The sequence below is a fragment of the Abiotrophia sp. genome (assembly GCF_057275535.1).
In genome coordinates this window covers 110,746-126,932 of sequence record NZ_DBHIRJ010000007.1, presented here as the reverse complement: position 1 = coordinate 126,932, position 16,187 = coordinate 110,746, and the positions used below count along the sequence as shown (strand labels likewise).

Here is a 16,187-nt window from a genome sequence, read left to right as displayed (position 1 = left end):
TTAGTTTTAGATTTTAAGCGTGGTGAGTACGGATTGGCGTTAAGAGTTGAATCAAGTCATTGTGACCTTCTTCAACTTTATCTTCGCGGAGCAATAATGGCCGTTCACCTGAGATAAAGCCTAATTTAATGGTGGTATCACCAAAGGATTTGACGGCATCACGCATGTAATCAGGGTTGAAGGCAATTGTTAAGTCGTCCCCTTCCAAGCTATCATAGCTTAACTCTTCAGTAGACTGACCAATCGAAATACCTTGTACTAGAAGCGCCACACTGCCTTGACTCATTTTGAGTTGAACCACATTAGACTTAGCCACATGGACTAAGAGCGCTGCCCGCTCCAAAGCTTGGCTAAAGGATTGGGTGTTGACGGTTAATTCTGTATTGTAAGTAGTTGGAATTAAGCGGCTAGTATCTGGGAAAGTCCCTTCTAGTAAACGAGAGTAAATGACTAGATTATCAAAATGAAAAACTAGTTGCTGTGCCATAACATAGAAAGTCACGTTAGTTTCGTCATCTAAGATACGAGTCAACTCAATCACTGTTTTCTTAGGAATGGTAATATTCAGCCCCTTGAGACTTGGATTGAGATCCTTAATTGGAATATCGCGTTTACTCAAGCGATGACTATCAGTTGCGACCCCAGTCAAGTAACCATCATGGAAAGAAAGGTTCAAACCAGTTAAAATTGGACGGTTTTCTTGGTTAGAGGCAGAGAAGATGGTTTGGTTGATTAACTTCTTAAATAGTAGACCTGGTAAGGTGACAGGCTTATCTTCATCTGTTTCTGGTAAGACAGGGTATTGGCTACTGTCGACCCCTTGGATAGTAAAGACCGCTTTACCTGATGTTAATTGAACATTATAGTGGTCTTGCACTTCAATCTCTACCTGATTAGTGGGTAGCTTGCGCACAATATCAATGAAGAGGCGTGCTGATAAGACAATACTACCTGGTCTAGTAACTTGAAGTTGGGCTGCCTCTTGGCTTGTTTCAATGACACTTTCAATGGAAATGCTAGCGTCACTACCAGTTAAAATCAATCGATCTGATTTAAGCTCTAACTTCATACCAGTTAAGACAGGAATAGCTGCTTTACCTGGAATAGCCCGTGCAACATGGTTGAGTTGATTAATGAAGTAATCACGGTTAATCGAAAAATGCATGGTGGTCGACTCCTTTTATTCATAAATATAATAAGATAAATATATATAGTCTTCTTCATCATAAGGCTTGTGGATTCTGTGGAAGACTTTCTTGAGTGGGAAGATAAAGGGATTTTTACATGTGGAAAACCCTGTGCATAATTATCCACAAGTGTTTAGACATATCAACAAGCTTACTGACCTAGTTTTTGTTTGAGCTCACTGAGCTCCTGTTTGAGTCGAGCATTATGTTGTAATTCGTCATTGATTTTCTCATAGGCATGGATAATGGTGGTGTGATTACGCTTGCCGAAGGCTTCGCCAATTTTAGGGAAGGAAACATCCGTTAATTCACGACAGAGATACATGGCGACTTGACGGGGATGAACGATTTCCTTAGTCCGTTTCTTACCCTTTAATTCATCTATTTCGACATTATAGTAGCGTCCAACCTGGGTGACAATCTCATCAATGGATAGCTTATCGCTCATAGTTGGAGTTCCATTGAGGAGACTGGACAGGGCTTCGGCCGCTAAATTAGTGGTAATTTCGCGGTTGTGGATAGTCGCATAGGCTGTGACCCGCGTCAAGGCACCTTCTAGTTCCCGGATATTGGTATTCACATGGCTGGCGATATATTGCAGGGTATCGGCCGAAAATTCATTACTTGCTTTCTTACGTAAGATGGCAATCCGCGTTTCGAAGTCTGGTGGCGTAATATCAATCTGTAAGCCCCAAGCAAAGCGACTAATCAGTCGATCTTCTAAGCCACTTAAGGAACTTGGCAGACGGTCACAGGTCATAACAATCTGTTTGCCGTGATTATAGAGTTCATTAAAGGTATGGAAGAATTCTTCGCGCGTCTTGTTTTTATTACTTAAAAACTGAATATCATCAATCAAGAGCACATCAATCTTCCGGTACATATGGCGGAATTCTTCGATTGTGTTTTTCTCTAAAGCCGTAATAAAGTCATTAGTAAAGGACTCTGTCGTAGCATATTTAATCTTAGCATGTGGTTGGCGGCTAAGGATTTCGTTCCCAATAGCCTGCATGAGGTGGGTTTTACCTAGCCCTACGCCCCCATAAATCAGGTAAGGGTTGTAAGTCTCTCCCGGCGCGTCACAGACGGTCAAGGCTGCTGCATGGGCCATTTTATTGGCCTCCCCGATGACGAAATTAGAGAAGGTATAGTTAGGATTTAATTGGGAGCGACTATAAGAACTCGGTTCATTGGGTTCCATCTCCAAGGGAGAAATATGAACTGGCGTCTGGACTACTGGCGTATTTATTTGCTGCTTAGAAGGAGATACCACATATTTAGCTTGGTACTGACGACCAAAGGTAGATAAGGAAAAGTCCACTACAACATTCTTAAGTTTCCCCTGTTCCCAGAAGTTGCGAATAAGACTATTGGGAACGCGTAGTTTAAAGGAGTTTTCTGTTAATTCCATGATGTCAGCACTAGAAACGAAAGCTTCAAAAGTCTTTTCGTCTAAACCACCATAGTGGCGAATATATTCTAGGAGTTCTTGCCAAAATAGCTCTTTTTCTTCCATTGACGGGGTCACCTCTTTCATAAGCAGAATCAATCACTTCTATTATAGCATAATCGGCTTACTATCTCTAGTTCCTGTGGATAAGTCCCTCTATCCACATATAAACGGAAACTTATCCACAGGTGCATGAAAAGTGTGGATAAAGTCCATTTAGAGAGAAAAACACAGTTAGGTGTGCATAAGTGAAAGTCATACAAACCTTATTATATAAGCTTTTGTGGCAATTATCAACTAATTTCTGTGCATAAGTCGCTAAAATGTGCATAAGTTTAAAAATGTGGATAAGTTTAAAATAGCTTGTGGATATAGTTGAGACTTATGCACAACTTATTCTACTTATCCACACATTTGTGCACAGTAAGTCGAATTCAGTGCCTACTTAAGACAGAGAAAGTTTAGCAAAAGTTACAAAAATCCTTGACTTTCAGCCCTAACTTCATTAAACTAATCTAGTACTCTACACAAGAATGCAGCAGGAGGTGGATCGCATGAAGAGAACTTACCAACCAAAGAAACGTACACGTAAAAAAGTGCATGGTTTCCGTAAACGTATGAGCACTAAAAACGGCCGTAACGTCTTAAAACGTCGCCGCCAAAAAGGCCGCAAACGTCTAGCTCAATAATTCTGAGACCTTAACAGGCCGCTTCTAAACCAGAAGCGGCCTTTCTTCTTATATATAGTAAGCCACCTAAAGAAAGGACCCTATCATGACCCCAGAAGCTATTCGAGATTTACTTAAGCGACGTTATGCTTGTCGCGACTATGATCCCAATCGTAAGATTTCTGACCAGGATTTCCACTTGATTTTAGAAGCCGGCCAATTAGCCCCTAGTTCTTATGGGTTTGAGCCTTGGCACTTTTTAGTCATTGAATCGGAATCACTCAAGCAAGCCTTGGCTCCTATCGCCCTGGGTGCTCAGAAAGCTTTAGCATCAGCTAGCCATTTTGTCATCATTTTATCGCGTACGCAAGCTAATTTGCGCTATGATGCGCCTTATATTGATTACATGATGCGGGAAATTCAAGGACTGCCTGAGGACTTCTGTGAATTTAAGCAACAACGCTTCGAGACCTTCCAGAAGGAAGATTTCGATTTATTGAGCTCTGAACGGGCCACCTTCGATTGGGCTAGCAAGCAGTCCTATCTGGCACTAGCACAGATGATGCAGGTTGCAGCCTTGCGGGGAATTGATTCTCTGGCTATGGAAGGCTTCAATCGCCAGGCAGTGACTGATTTGTTAACTGAACGTGGTCTAATAGATCCTAGTGAATGGGGTGTCTCTGTCATGGTAGCTTTCGGCTATGGAATTGGCTCAGTTCCTCGAAAGACTCGTCAGTCACTAGATCAATTAGTGACTTGGGTTAAATAAATGATGTACTTTTGAGGAGGGATGATAGCGGCTGGGATTTTGCTTTTGCTGCTATTCTTAATAGTAAGATTCGGGTTATTAGCAATCATAAAGAGGGAAGAGATACAGCGAGCTGCATATTTTGCTCCACTACAAAAATCAGAAAAAATAGCATATTACATTTATCAGGTATCCAATATTGGATTGTTCATATGCTTAATAGTCTCATCAGTAAAAATTGATGATTCACTTTTATTTTATTGCGGAATTGTCTTTTTTATAGTAGGTATCCTATTATGTGCAATTTCTCTTGTATGCTTCGTATTGCCAGATGTTAATGGGTTAAACATTAACGGTATTTATAAATTCTCAAGAAATCCGATGTATGTGGCCTATTTTATTTGTTTCTTAGGAATGTCTTTTTTAACACAGTCTGTGCCAATGTTGATAATAGTCTTAATCTTCCAGATTTCGGCACATTGGATTATTCTTTCTGAAGAAAGATGGTGTCTAGCAAAATTTGGAAAAAGCTATAAGGACTACATGAAAAGGGTCCGACGTTATATTTAAATAATTATGTATTATCTAATTTAAAAAAAGCCAGACTAGGGGGTTTATCCCTCCAAGTCTGGCTTTTTAAATTAATGGTGGGCAATCATTTCATTGATGATTTCATAGACATCAAGATTGCTTGGATAGTAGGTTGACCAATTTTCCATCTCTTCCAACACTGAATCAATTAGTGACTTGGGTTAAATAAATAATATATAAAAACCTTATTCCTATCGATTTACTTGGGAATAAGTTTTTTTCGTATTCGACAATTATTATTCGAATTAGCCGTATTTTAAATTATCAACCATGTGGAGGATATACTAGTGTCATATCAAGGTGATCGAATTTAAAAATCACTTATCTATTCATTGTGATTTCTAGTCTCACCTAATATATTGGAAGGAGGAAACCACAGTGAAGATTCGAGTGAAGTTAGAATTAGAAATTGGGTAATGAATAAAAGCTGTGAATGCTATCATTCACAGCTTTTATTTTCTTCATAGAATTTCCGAAATTGATGACTAGTCTCCTCGAGCCCATATAGACTAAGAGAATCAATGATGCGTTCAATTTTGTCTGCATGTAAAGAGTGTGGAGTAGCTCGATAGGCTAATAGTTCTTGGTAAAATAGCGCATGTATTTTTTCTGGAAGATTTTCGTATAAAGTAACTTCTTTATTTATGATTGTTAGACAGTAGCGAGCTAGTTCATCTTCATTCTCTCTGATACAAGTATAAATAAAATTATTAAGAATTGCTAATATCGTCATTCGTTGTTTACTTGTATAAGCATCAAGATTTTTTCGAAGTATAGAAAAAATCATTTGACGGTTAGCTTCTAGGTCATATAAATCCATAATATTAGTATATAAAGATAATTTATAGCTATCCCAGTTTTCAGCCTTGAAAAGCTTATCTTGCAGAAAATGTTTGGTATTTTCTGCAACCATGGATATATCATCGTTTAAGTCGGCCAGATAGACATCAACAATTGCCGTAAGTAAATCTTTTTCAAGTTGATTAAGACTCTTATCACCTTGAAATTGACTTTTCAACTGAGTTAGATTTTGACTTTGATAGCGTGTATAGTATTGAAGAATTTGATGCTGCGCGCGATCAAAACCAAGTGAATCGCTTGAAATATTAACAGACCTTACAAATTTCGTGATATCAATGCCATGTGTATTAAGAATATTAAATAAATCTTCAGCTGAAATACGGTGGATACCTTTTTCTACCTTCGAGTAAAACGAAGGAGTCACGATACCGACGGACATTTCTTCCATTGTTAGGCCTAATTTTTTACGATAATAATATAGAGCTTCGCCAATTTCCATCTGCAATCTCTCCTTTATGTCGTATACGACATTTTTATCTACGATTATAGTTTAAGCGATAGAATTAATAATGTAAATGTGAAACAAAATTAGAAATTTGGAATAAAGAGAAAGTAGGGAATATAAATGAAACAGCTCATCAAACATTTTTGGAAGGAAAATCTCCTGATGGTAATCATCTTGTTAGGCAATGCGCTCGCGCTAACGGCGACTAGCTTGATGCAAATTTTTATTTTAGATGCGCTCATTAGCTTAAATCTTATCAATTTTTTGCAGGCGATGGGCTATTTATTGATGGCCTATTTGATAATGCTAGGAATGACTTACTTAAAAATAAGATATCAGAGCAAATTAATTCAGCAGCAAACAACGTTTTTACGAATTAAAGTACTGAAAAAAATGAGCCAAATTGACTATGAAGATTTTAAGTCTAAGGAGTCTCAATCATATGTTTCTTGGTTCACCAATGATATGGACTTAATCGAAAAACAGTCTTTGGTTCCCCTGTATGCCTTGATAGGAGGAATTATTAATGCCATTACATCTGGAATTGCTCTCCTAACTATGCATTGGTCATTAATTGCTTTAACGGCGAGTCTAGTTCTTGTGTTACTTTTTATCCCCAAATTATTTTCCGGAAGGATGGAGCGTACCACTCGTCAAGTGGCTCAAGCAAATGAGGAATTCATACAGAAGATTGGCAACTATTTAATGGCTTATGATACAATTTTTTCTTATCGAAAGTTTTCTTATATTATCAAGAAGACAGAACAGGCATCAGATCATCTGGCTCAAAAAAAAAATAATTATCAGAAAGAGATTGGTTGGGTGACTGTGATAAGCGGTCTAGGAAATATATTGAGTCAGTTCTCTCTTTATGCTTTGACTGGTTATTTAGCAGTTCAACAAATCGTTACAATTGGTTCTTTATCAGCAACTGCTTCTTTAGCGGGTGATATTTTTAATACAGTAAGTAACATTAGCCAGTATCTTGCCATTATCAAGAGTAGCAAGCCTATTTTCGATAAATTTGAGGCATTAGAACCAGCTCATTATATTTCTCAAAATCTAACACCTATAGACGAATTAAGCTTAGAAAATATTAGTTTTGCCTATCAAGAGAATCCATTATTTACTGGTTTATCATACCGGTTTAAGATGGGTGGAAAATACGCCATTACTGGAAATAGTGGTTCAGGTAAATCTACTTTGTTGAATCTATTAGCAGGTAAAAATAGGCACTATCAAGGGACTATACGCTATGGAGAAAATAGTATTTTAGATGTAGATTATGATTCACTTTATGAAAATATGATTTATATTAATCAGCACGATAGCCAAATTGAGGGTACTATTTTAGAAAATTTGACTTTTGGAGAAGAATTATCGGTCGACTACATATATAAAATTTTAGAGGCTCTTGATCTAAAACAAGTAATCAATCAGCTTCCAGATGGATTAAATACAAAGATAGGTGACAAAGGCAGTCTATTATCTGGAGGACAACTCCAACGACTTTCTATTGCCCGTGCCCTTTTACATGATAAACCTATTCTTTTATTGGATGAAAGTACATCTGGATTAGATCAAGAAACTATGCTAAAAATAGAAAATTTACTTATCCAACAAAAGGATAAAATGCTTATCATGGTTACACATCACTTACATCCAGAAGTCCTTCAACAGCTTGATGGAGTCCTTCAACTAACTTAAAAAAATAAACTAGGCTACGAGATGAATAAATCTCGTAGCCTAGTTTTATAATATTAATGGTGGGCAATCATTTCATCGATGATTTCATAGACATCAAGATCGCTTGGGTAGTAGGTTGGCCAATTTTCCATTTCTTCCAATAATTTTTCGTGGTCTTGATCGCCAGCAAAAATATGGAAGTGTTCGGCTTTGGTAGGCCCAATCTCATGGTCAGAGAATTGAATGTGTTTAGGTGCTCCTTGGCTATCGCCTTCGGCCGTGAAGAGATAACGGACCCCTTTTTTACCAGATTTATAGGTTAGAATCTTATAGCCATCGTAGCGGTAGGTTGCCGTGCTAGCTTGGTCCCCTTTATAGAAGGTAATTTTGCCGCTATCGCCGTCAATCACGATTCGAGTGACATCTGTCTTGTAACCCGCTAGATAGTATTCCTTATATTCTTCGAAAGTTTTGGTTGCACCTTCTGCCTTAGATTTGTAGCGCATGACCATATCTAGTTCTCCGCTTTCCATATAAGGATAGACAGATTGCCAGTCACCACTATAGTCGCTTAAGGTCCGGTCAGAGACTTGGCTGTCTTCAAAAACCCCTTTCTGATGCGGTTTTACTTCGTGGTGGGAGTGGTTGCCATGGGCAAAAGCAGAGATGGGGCTCACTGCTAGAGCAAAGAGACTCAGTAATAAAAATAAAGTACGTTTCATATTCTTCTCCTTTATAAAAGTAACGATTACTTTTTATAGTATAAAGGATAAGGTTATAAAAAGCAACCATTACGTTTTATAAACTTAAGCAAATCACCATAAGCTTACAAAAGATGAAAAGAAAAACCGCTCCAAAACACAATTATAGATGTAAAAGCTTGCAAAATACGGTATAATAGTAGGGAAATACTTTGCACTTGAGGCAGAATAAGGAGAGACCATGAAGAAAGCTTATCGAATCAAGAAAGAACGTGAATTTCAACATGTCTATCACCATGCCCAGACTTACGCCAACCGGCAGTTAGTGCTTTATGTCTATCCGAAACCTGAACAAGCACATTTTCGCGTCGGATTATCGGTTGGAAAACGTATCGGGAATGCTGTCATGCGCAATAAGGTCAAACGTTATCTCCGTCAATCCTTGCAGGATTTAGAGCATGAGATCCCCCACGAATATGATTATCTTCTCATTGCTCGACCTGATATTAAGGACAAGGATCAAGCTACGGTGCGTCAATCCCTGCGTCATGTCATGACCGTTGCAAAGTTATTATCATCCCATTCATAGGAGGTTTCAATGAAAAATTTATCGCGATGGATGAAAGCAGCCATGCTCTTGGCCTTGCCAATCTTCTTAGCGGGTTGCGGTGCCACATCAAATGTCGACGCCAACAGTAGTGGTGTCTGGGATGGCTACATCATCTACCCCCTCTCTCAATTCATTATTTGGTTATCCAATTTACTGGGAGGCAGTTACGGCTTAGGTATTATTCTCTTTACCATTATTATTTTGGTTGCGTTAACCCCTCTGACCAAGATGCAGATGGATTCGCAATTCCAAATGGCTGAAATCCAACCTGAAATTGAAGAACTGAAAAAACAATTCCCTAACCGAGATCGTGCGTCCATGGAAGCCCTCCAGCAGGCTCAACAGGATTTGATGAAGGAACGCGGTGTTAACCAATTTGCAGGATGTTTACCGCTTCTCATTCAATTGCCAGTAATGTTCGCCCTCTATCAGGTAATTACTCGAACTGAAGTTTTACGGGATGGCCACTTCCTCTGGCTAGCCTTGGGTAAGGCAGACCCTTACTTCATCTTACCAATTTTAGCCGCAGTATTAACCTGGTATAGCTCATACCTAACAGTCAAGGCTAATCCTATCCAAAATGGCGCCAGCAAAGCCATGACTTATGTGGCACCGGCCATGATTCTCTTGGTATCCTTCAACTTCCCAGCAGCGGTTACTCTCTATTGGGTGGTGTCCAATGCGGTACGGGTTGTCCAAACCTTTATCTTCTATAACCCATACAAGATTATTGCCCAAAGAGAAGCAAAACGCCAAGAAGAAAAAGCCCGTCAGCGTCGTTTACGTAAAGCGCTGAAGAAGGTTAAATAGTTAGTATAAGTAAAGGAGCGTTCTTTTATGTTAGATAACAGTGTTACGATTAAAGCACCTAGCGTGGAACAAGCAGTCAAAATCGGCTTATCAAAACTTAATATCACTGAAGATCAAGCGGTGGTAACGGTCATTAATGAAGGTAAGAAGGGTCTCTTCGGCTTTGGTAAACAAGATGCCATTGTTGAAATTAGTGCCAAAACTAAAATCTCGCTCAACGACTTAGCTGAAGAAACCACAGAAGTTGAAGAAGTGGCAGCAGCTGTAGCTCTTGAAAGTCAAGTAGTCGCGGAGCCAGTTGTGCCAAGCCAAGAAGTGAGTCCACTTGTTGAAGAAACTGTTCTTGTGGAAGAAACAGAAGAAGTGGTTGAGTCCGAAGAAAAAACCGAAGCTTCAGTTAGCCTCGAAGCAGTGGCACATTACCTTGAAGATGTCATTAAGGCTTTTGGCGCTGAAGCAAAGGTTAGTGTAGAAGCAAGTTCCCGCGAAGTACATTTCAATATTGAAACAGACAAATCTGGTTTGATTATCGGTAAGCACGGTAAAATTATTGATGCCTTACAATCCTTGGCTCAAGTCATGGTTCATCGCGGACATCATCGTCGTGTAGCAGTTCTACTTAATGTGGGTGACTATCGCGATCGTCGAGCAGGAATTTTAGAAAGCATTGCAGAGCGTACGGCTCGCCAAGTCCTTAAGACTAAGCAAGCGGTGATTTTAGACCCTCTACCAGCTTTCGAGCGTAAGCAAATTCACTCTCATCTTAGCCAAATCGAACATGTTAAGACCCACTCTGAAGGGGTCGAACCTAACCGATATTTAGTGGTTGAGTATGAAAACTAAATGAAAATAACAAAGTAAAATCAGCTGTAATTGACCCATAAGTCAGTTACAGCTGATTTATTATGGAAGTAAGTTTTCACAACAAGAAAACTCTTACAAAAAAGGCTTGCATTCACTGTGATAAGTGATACAATGAGATTATAAATTTGTACAGACAAGTTTAAAAGGAGGAAAAAAGGATGTCAAACTTCAAACAAGATGCGACGCAATTATTGTCCTTAATTGGTGGCAAGGAAAACATCTCAGCAGTGACCCACTGTGCAACACGGATGCGTTTTGCCTTGGTCGACCCTAGCCAGGCAGATGTCAAGGCAATCGAGGCTCTACCATCTGTTAAGGGTAGCTTTACTCAAGCGGGCCAATTTCAGGTCATTATTGGTAATGCAGTCTCTGAATTCTACAAAGAATTCCAAGCAGTCTCTGGTGTAGGTGAGTCTAGTAAGGATCAAGTTAAGGCGGCTGCTAAGAAGAACCAAAGTCTCTTACAGCGTGCCATGACCACCATGGCAGAAATTTTCGCCCCAATCATTCCAGCTATTATCGTAGGAGGCTTGATTCTAGGGTTCCGCAATATTCTAGAAAATGTGCCACTTGAATTTTTAGGACAGCATTTTGTTAATGGACAAGCCCAATTTAATCCAGATGGCACTATACTCTATAACACAATTGTGGATGTTTCTCAATTCTGGAGTGGGGTTAATGACTTCCTGTGGTTACCGGGTGAAGCCATCTTCCACTTCTTACCGGTAGGGATTGTCTGGTCGGTTACACGTAAGATGGGGACAACTCAAATTCTAGGGATTGTACTTGGGATTACCCTTGTATCAGGTCGTTTGACTAATGCCTATGATTATGTTCAGGCAGCAAAAGAACAAACCCTTAAATTCTGGGATTTTGGATTCTTTAAACTTAATGCTGTTGGTTATCAAGCTCAAGTCATTCCGGCTATTTTAGCAGGTTTGGCCCTGTCATATCTTGAAATCTTCTGGCGTAAAGTGGTGCCTGAAGTTCTGTCCATGATTCTAGTGCCATTCTTAGCCCTAGTTCCTGCAGTAATCTTAGCTCACACAGTTTTAGGTCCAATTGGTTGGACAATTGGTGACTGGATTTCACAGATTGTTAGAGCAGGGTTGACTGGTACTTTCTCTTGGCTCTTTGGTGCTATTTTTGGTGCCTTCTATGCACCGCTAGTTATCACCGGTCTTCATCACATGACTAACGCGATTGACTCAGAACTCATTGCTCGTTTCAATGGGACAGGCCTCTGGCCAATGATTGCCCTCTCAAACATTGCCCAAGGTTCCGCTGTTTTGGCTGTCTGGTGGTTGACACGTAAGGACGAAGAGCAAAACCAAATTACAGTGCCGTCTACTATTTCATGTTACCTAGGGGTTACTGAGCCAGCCCTCTTTGGGGTTAACCTGAAGTATCTCTATCCATTTCTTGCCGGCATGATTGGCTCAAGTATTGCGGGTTTGATTGCGACGACTTATAAGGTGACTTCTAACGCTATTGGGGTTGGGGGTCTGCCAGGATTCCTCGCAATTCAACCGGGTTCGATGGCAATGTTCTTTGTCTGCATGGCAGTCGCTTTAGTGGTGCCATTTGTTGTAACACTCTTCTTTAATCGTCAATTCAAGTTCTTGGATAACAAGGCCCTTGACTTTGATATTCCATTCTTTAACAAGTAAAAGTAGAGGCTATGGGGCTAGGATAATCATCTTAGCCCTTTTGAAAGGAGGTTCTTATGCGCTTATCGAAAAAGGTTGTCTATCAACTCTATCCTAAATCTTTCAAAGACACGACAGGGAATGGGATGGGAGACTTACGTGGTATTATCGAAAAACTAGACTATTTAGCGGGTTTAGGTATTGATTTAATATGGTTGAATCCTTTTTACCCTTCCCCACAACATGATAATGGCTATGATATTTCGGATTATTGTGCCATTGACCCAGCTTTTGGGACTATGGCAGATTTTGAAGAATTAGTGGCGGAAGCTGACAAACGCGGTATTGGGCTCATGCTAGACATGGTCTTGAACCATGTTTCGACGGAACATGAATGGTTCAAAAATGCCTTGGCAGGGGACCCTAAGTATCAAGCCTACTTCTATTTAAGACCTGCTAAGGCTGACGGTAGTTTGCCAACCAACTGGGAGTCTAAGTTTGGCGGACCTGCCTGGGAACGATTTGGCCAGACCGACTTATATTATTTACATCTTTATGATGTGACGCAGGCAGATTTAGATTGGCACAATCCTCAGGTTCGGCAAGAACTCCACCAAGTGGTGAATTTCTGGCGTCAAAAAGGGGTCAAAGGCTTCCGCTTCGATGTTTTGAATGTCATCGGCAAGTCAGAAGAATTAGTTGATAGCCAAGCTCCCGGCTCTAGTCAGGAGAAGTCCCTCTATACAGATACGCCCATTGTACATACTTGGATTCGGGAATTGAACCAAGCTACTTTTGGGCAAGACCAAGAAATCGTTACAGTGGGGGAGATGTCATCCACTACAATTGAAAATGGGATTAGCTACACCAATCCTAAAGATCAAGAATTGTCTATGATTTTCTCCTTCCATCATCTCAAGGTGGATTACGAAGATGGGGAAAAATGGTCCAATCCAGCTTTTGATTTCTTAGAGCTTAAGCGGATTTTAGATGAGTGGCAAACAGGCATGTCTGACGGACAAGGATGGAATGCCCTCTTCTTCAACAATCACGATCAACCTCGATCTAACAACCGTTTTGGAGATGTGGTAAATTATCCTTATCAAACCCAAACCTTGCTTGCAACAGTTACCCATTTATTGCGTGGGACGCCTTATATCTACCAAGGTGAAGAAATCGGCATGACTAACCCAGGCTACCAAGAATTGGCCCAATACAATGATGTGGAGACACATAATAACTACCGAATTATGAGAGAAAAGGGTTATTCCCACGAAAAAGCTATGGACATTATTCAGGCCAAATCCCGCGACAACAGCCGTACACCTATGCAATGGGATGGGACCGCTCATGCAGGCTTTACCAAGGCCACGCCATGGCTAGAAGTTGCAGCTAACTATCCTACTATTAATGTTGAGAAGGAATTAGCAGAAGGTAAGATTTATAGCTATTATCAAGAGCTCATTCGCTTGCGAAAGGACTATGATGTGATTTCGGATGGAACTTACCGTGGTTTATTCTTGGATCATCCTAGCATCATGGCCTTTGTAAGAGAATATGAAGGGCAACAATTACTAGTTCTAGGACATTTTTATGACGGAATTGTAGAAATTGAATTACCTCAGGCCTTTCGTGGTCGGACGGCGACTAAGTTGATTGGCAATGGGCCAGTCCAATATGCTGATAGATTGACTCTAGGGGCTTATGAAGCCGTTGCTTTCTTATTTGAAACAGAATAAGCTCAGTGTTAAAGGACAAATTCCCAGGGATTTGTCCTTTTTATCTGCCAGGTGGGACTAGATAGAAATGAAGAATGGTAAAATCCTTTCTAGCATGGTAAAATAAGACGAATATGCTAGAGAAAAATAGGAAAGAAAGGGGCAGCGACATGAAAAGAGGGATTCTTCTTGTTGGGTTTGTATTGCTATTAAGTGCTTGCAAGCAGGAACCCATGATTCACATTAGTCCAGATGTTCAGGCATCAATAGACAAGAAGGCTGCTGACCGACAAGGGACTACCAATAATTCCACGGCAGAGACAAGTGCTAGCATGACAGAAATTTCAGGTGAAGTAGATACTTCAGCGTGGCAAAAGGCGCCAGAGGCAACACAATATGATATCAGTCACTATACACCTAATGGTATTAATCAACTGAAAGAATTCGAGACGAGTGAAGGGACCCAGTTGGTTTACACAGATTATACTGATAATAACCGCCAATTATGGCAAATCCGAACCCTTCTACCGAATGGACGTGCTAATGTCTCAATCTATCAACTAACTAAGGAAGGCTGGCAAATTTCTTGGCAGGCGCTTGACAGTTTAGATACCACTAGCCACCTAGATCAAGTGAGTCACACGAACCGTATTCCTTATCTCATGGCGCCTATCCAAGTCGGAACCATGTGGCAGGATAGTCAGGGGAGCCGGTCTACTATAACAAATCTCTATCAGTCCGCAAAAATTGGAGATGCGACTTATGAGGATGTTATTGAAGTGACAACTTTCCGCTCAGATCAAGAGGTCCATACTTACTATGCCAAGGACCAGGGCCTAGTTATGTCTAGCCAGAAAGCCATTAATAGCGGTGGTGAGAATATCGCGCTCACGCTTAAGTCAAACCAACATCAAGTTAGCATTACTCAGTCCATCAATATAGCGAAGCCAAGCAATCAAATGAATCCTATTTTAACCAAGGGGACCGGAAAATTAACTTGGCAGACTAATCAGAATCCTGGTAAGACTTTTACAGAATTGTTCCGTAAAGAAGGATGGATTAATGCATCTGTTGAAGTCAAAGATATAAAAATTGATTCTCAAATAGCTACTGTAGATTTTACACCAGGTGTGGTAGCTGCTATGAATCAACACACTGCTCGTGAGACAGCTGTCTTGCCAGCCATCGTTCAAACAATTGCTGATTACTATGGTGTTAGCCAAGTGAAGCTGACAGTTGGAGGCTTAATTCTATCACCAGATACCTTACCAATTCCGGCTAATGGTATTTGGGAAGTAAATCCAAGCTGGTTAGGGTCTAATCCGTAAAAAAATCGAAAAAAATCTGAATAAACTCTTTCACAAAATCACAGATTATGCTAGAATACGTATCGAGGTGTAAAAATGAATAAATTTGAGAGAGTCTATCTAGACATTAAGCATAAAATTGAAAATGGGACTTACCCAATTGGTGAATTAATTCCAACTGAACATGAACTAGCTGAAATCTATGATGTATCCCGTGAAACCATCCGTAAGGCACAAAAACTCTTGTTAGAAAATGGCTTTATTCATAAGAAACAAGGTCGTGGCTCTACTGTTTTAGATTTTAATCGTTTTGCATTCCCTATCTCAGGTCTTGTCAGCTTCAAAGAATTGCAAGCTGATCAAAATATGAAAGCTGAAACCCGAGTAATTCGCAATGAAATCGTGAAGGCACCAGACTTTCTCATTGGTAAAGAAGGCGTCACTGAAAATGAACGCTTTATTTACTTATTGCGTACGCGAATTATCGCGGGCGAAGTCATGATTATTGATGAAGACTGGTTCCGTTGTAGCGTGGTGCCATCTATCCCGAGCCGTGTGGCTAAAAACTCCGTCTATGAGTACTTAGAAGGTCAGTTAGACTTAGATATTAGCTATGCTACCAAGGATATGCGGGCTGAGATTGTGTCTGAGCTAGGCTTGGAACTCATGAAGTTAACACCTATGGACTATGTCATTAAGACAGACAGCTTTGTTTACTTAGAAGATACTACCTTCTTCCAATACAGTATTTCCCACACGCGACTGGAGAAGTTCCACTTCCAAGAATTCGCACGTCGTAGACACTCAATTAAATAATGAAAAAATGAGACAGGGTTGATGCCCTGTCTCTTTACTCTATTATATAGAAGAAAAGCCCCTTTCAGGGGCTTTT

At 40.1% G+C, this 16,187-nt stretch carries 16 protein-coding genes; 11 read left to right on the top strand and 5 right to left on the bottom strand.

Translation table 11 applies throughout. The features are described from left to right. Positions 1–13: 13 nt before the first annotated feature. Positions 14–1,165 carry a DNA polymerase III subunit beta gene (gene dnaN, locus ACO53F_RS07010; RefSeq protein ID WP_070756469.1) on the bottom strand — a complete coding sequence of 384 codons (1,152 nt, stop codon included), beginning with the start codon at positions 1,163–1,165 and terminating at the stop codon, positions 14–16. Between the two features lie 173 nt (positions 1,166–1,338). Beyond that, on the bottom strand, positions 1,339–2,703 hold the full coding sequence (gene dnaA, locus ACO53F_RS07005; RefSeq protein WP_485137862.1) for a chromosomal replication initiator protein DnaA: 1,365 nt from the start codon (positions 2,701–2,703) through the stop codon (positions 1,339–1,341). Positions 2,704–3,191: 488 nt separating this feature from the next. Between dnaA and rpmH the strand changes: the two genes are divergently transcribed. From rpmH to ACO53F_RS06990, 3 genes are all read left to right on the top strand, one after another. Further along, entirely contained in the window at positions 3,192–3,326 is a 135-nt protein-coding gene (gene rpmH, locus ACO53F_RS07000) for a 50S ribosomal protein L34 (protein ID WP_023392574.1), read from the top strand. A gap of 85 nt (positions 3,327–3,411) precedes the next feature. Further along, positions 3,412–4,074: an NAD(P)H-dependent oxidoreductase gene (locus ACO53F_RS06995; protein WP_485137861.1), complete on the top strand. Its 663-nt coding sequence runs from the start codon at positions 3,412–3,414 to the stop codon at positions 4,072–4,074. Between the two features lie 21 nt (positions 4,075–4,095). Further along, positions 4,096–4,623: a methyltransferase family protein gene (locus tag ACO53F_RS06990; RefSeq protein ID WP_485137860.1), complete on the top strand. Its 528-nt coding sequence runs from the start codon at positions 4,096–4,098 to the stop codon at positions 4,621–4,623. A 71-nt stretch (positions 4,624–4,694) separates the two neighbouring features. Here the strand turns inward: ACO53F_RS06990 and ACO53F_RS06985 are convergent, their stop codons facing one another. Both ACO53F_RS06985 and ACO53F_RS06980 read right to left on the bottom strand, forming a co-directional pair. After that, on the bottom strand, positions 4,695–4,784 hold the full coding sequence (locus ACO53F_RS06985) for a ZinT/AdcA family metal-binding protein (RefSeq protein WP_485137859.1): 90 nt from the start codon (positions 4,782–4,784) through the stop codon (positions 4,695–4,697). A gap of 299 nt (positions 4,785–5,083) precedes the next feature. Further along, the gene (locus ACO53F_RS06980; protein ID WP_485137858.1) at positions 5,084–5,944 is read right to left on the bottom strand and encodes a helix-turn-helix domain-containing protein; all 861 of its coding nucleotides are present in this window, start codon (positions 5,942–5,944) and stop codon (positions 5,084–5,086) included. A gap of 126 nt (positions 5,945–6,070) precedes the next feature. Between ACO53F_RS06980 and ACO53F_RS06975 the strand changes: the two genes are divergently transcribed. Continuing rightward, complete coding sequence (locus ACO53F_RS06975; RefSeq protein WP_485137857.1) at positions 6,071–7,657, top strand: ATP-binding cassette domain-containing protein; 1,587 nt, start codon at positions 6,071–6,073, stop codon at positions 7,655–7,657. A 53-nt stretch (positions 7,658–7,710) separates the two neighbouring features. Here the strand turns inward: ACO53F_RS06975 and ACO53F_RS06970 are convergent, their stop codons facing one another. Continuing rightward, entirely contained in the window at positions 7,711–8,358 is a 648-nt protein-coding gene (locus ACO53F_RS06970; RefSeq protein WP_291427621.1) for a metal-binding protein ZinT, read from the bottom strand. A 220-nt stretch (positions 8,359–8,578) separates the two neighbouring features. Here ACO53F_RS06970 and rnpA point away from each other — a divergent pair, with 220 nt between their 5' ends. The 7 genes from rnpA (at position 8,579) to treR (ending at position 16,111) form a co-directional block, all read left to right on the top strand. Further along, positions 8,579–8,926, top strand: coding sequence for a ribonuclease P protein component (rnpA, locus tag ACO53F_RS06965; RefSeq protein WP_023392569.1), 348 nt, complete (start codon positions 8,579–8,581; stop codon positions 8,924–8,926). 9 nt (positions 8,927–8,935) lie between these two features. After that, positions 8,936–9,757: a YidC/Oxa1 family membrane protein insertase gene (locus ACO53F_RS06960; protein ID WP_303823203.1), complete on the top strand. Its 822-nt coding sequence runs from the start codon at positions 8,936–8,938 to the stop codon at positions 9,755–9,757. A 27-nt stretch (positions 9,758–9,784) separates the two neighbouring features. Beyond that, positions 9,785–10,600: an RNA-binding cell elongation regulator Jag/EloR gene (gene jag, locus ACO53F_RS06955; RefSeq protein ID WP_485137856.1), complete on the top strand. Its 816-nt coding sequence runs from the start codon at positions 9,785–9,787 to the stop codon at positions 10,598–10,600. 179 nt (positions 10,601–10,779) lie between these two features. Beyond that, a complete protein-coding gene (gene treP, locus ACO53F_RS06950) occupies positions 10,780–12,291 on the top strand; it encodes a PTS system trehalose-specific EIIBC component (protein WP_485137855.1) in 1,512 nt (503 codons plus the stop codon). A 56-nt stretch (positions 12,292–12,347) separates the two neighbouring features. Then, positions 12,348–14,009, top strand: a complete 1,662-nt coding sequence (gene treC / locus ACO53F_RS06945) for an alpha,alpha-phosphotrehalase (protein WP_485137854.1) — start codon at positions 12,348–12,350, stop codon at positions 14,007–14,009. A gap of 212 nt (positions 14,010–14,221) precedes the next feature. After that, positions 14,222–15,316: a GerMN domain-containing protein gene (locus ACO53F_RS06940; protein ID WP_485137853.1), complete on the top strand. Its 1,095-nt coding sequence runs from the start codon at positions 14,222–14,224 to the stop codon at positions 15,314–15,316. A 75-nt stretch (positions 15,317–15,391) separates the two neighbouring features. Next, entirely contained in the window at positions 15,392–16,111 is a 720-nt protein-coding gene (gene treR / locus ACO53F_RS06935; protein WP_303823210.1) for a trehalose operon repressor, read from the top strand. The last annotated feature ends 76 nt before the right edge of the window (positions 16,112–16,187 follow it).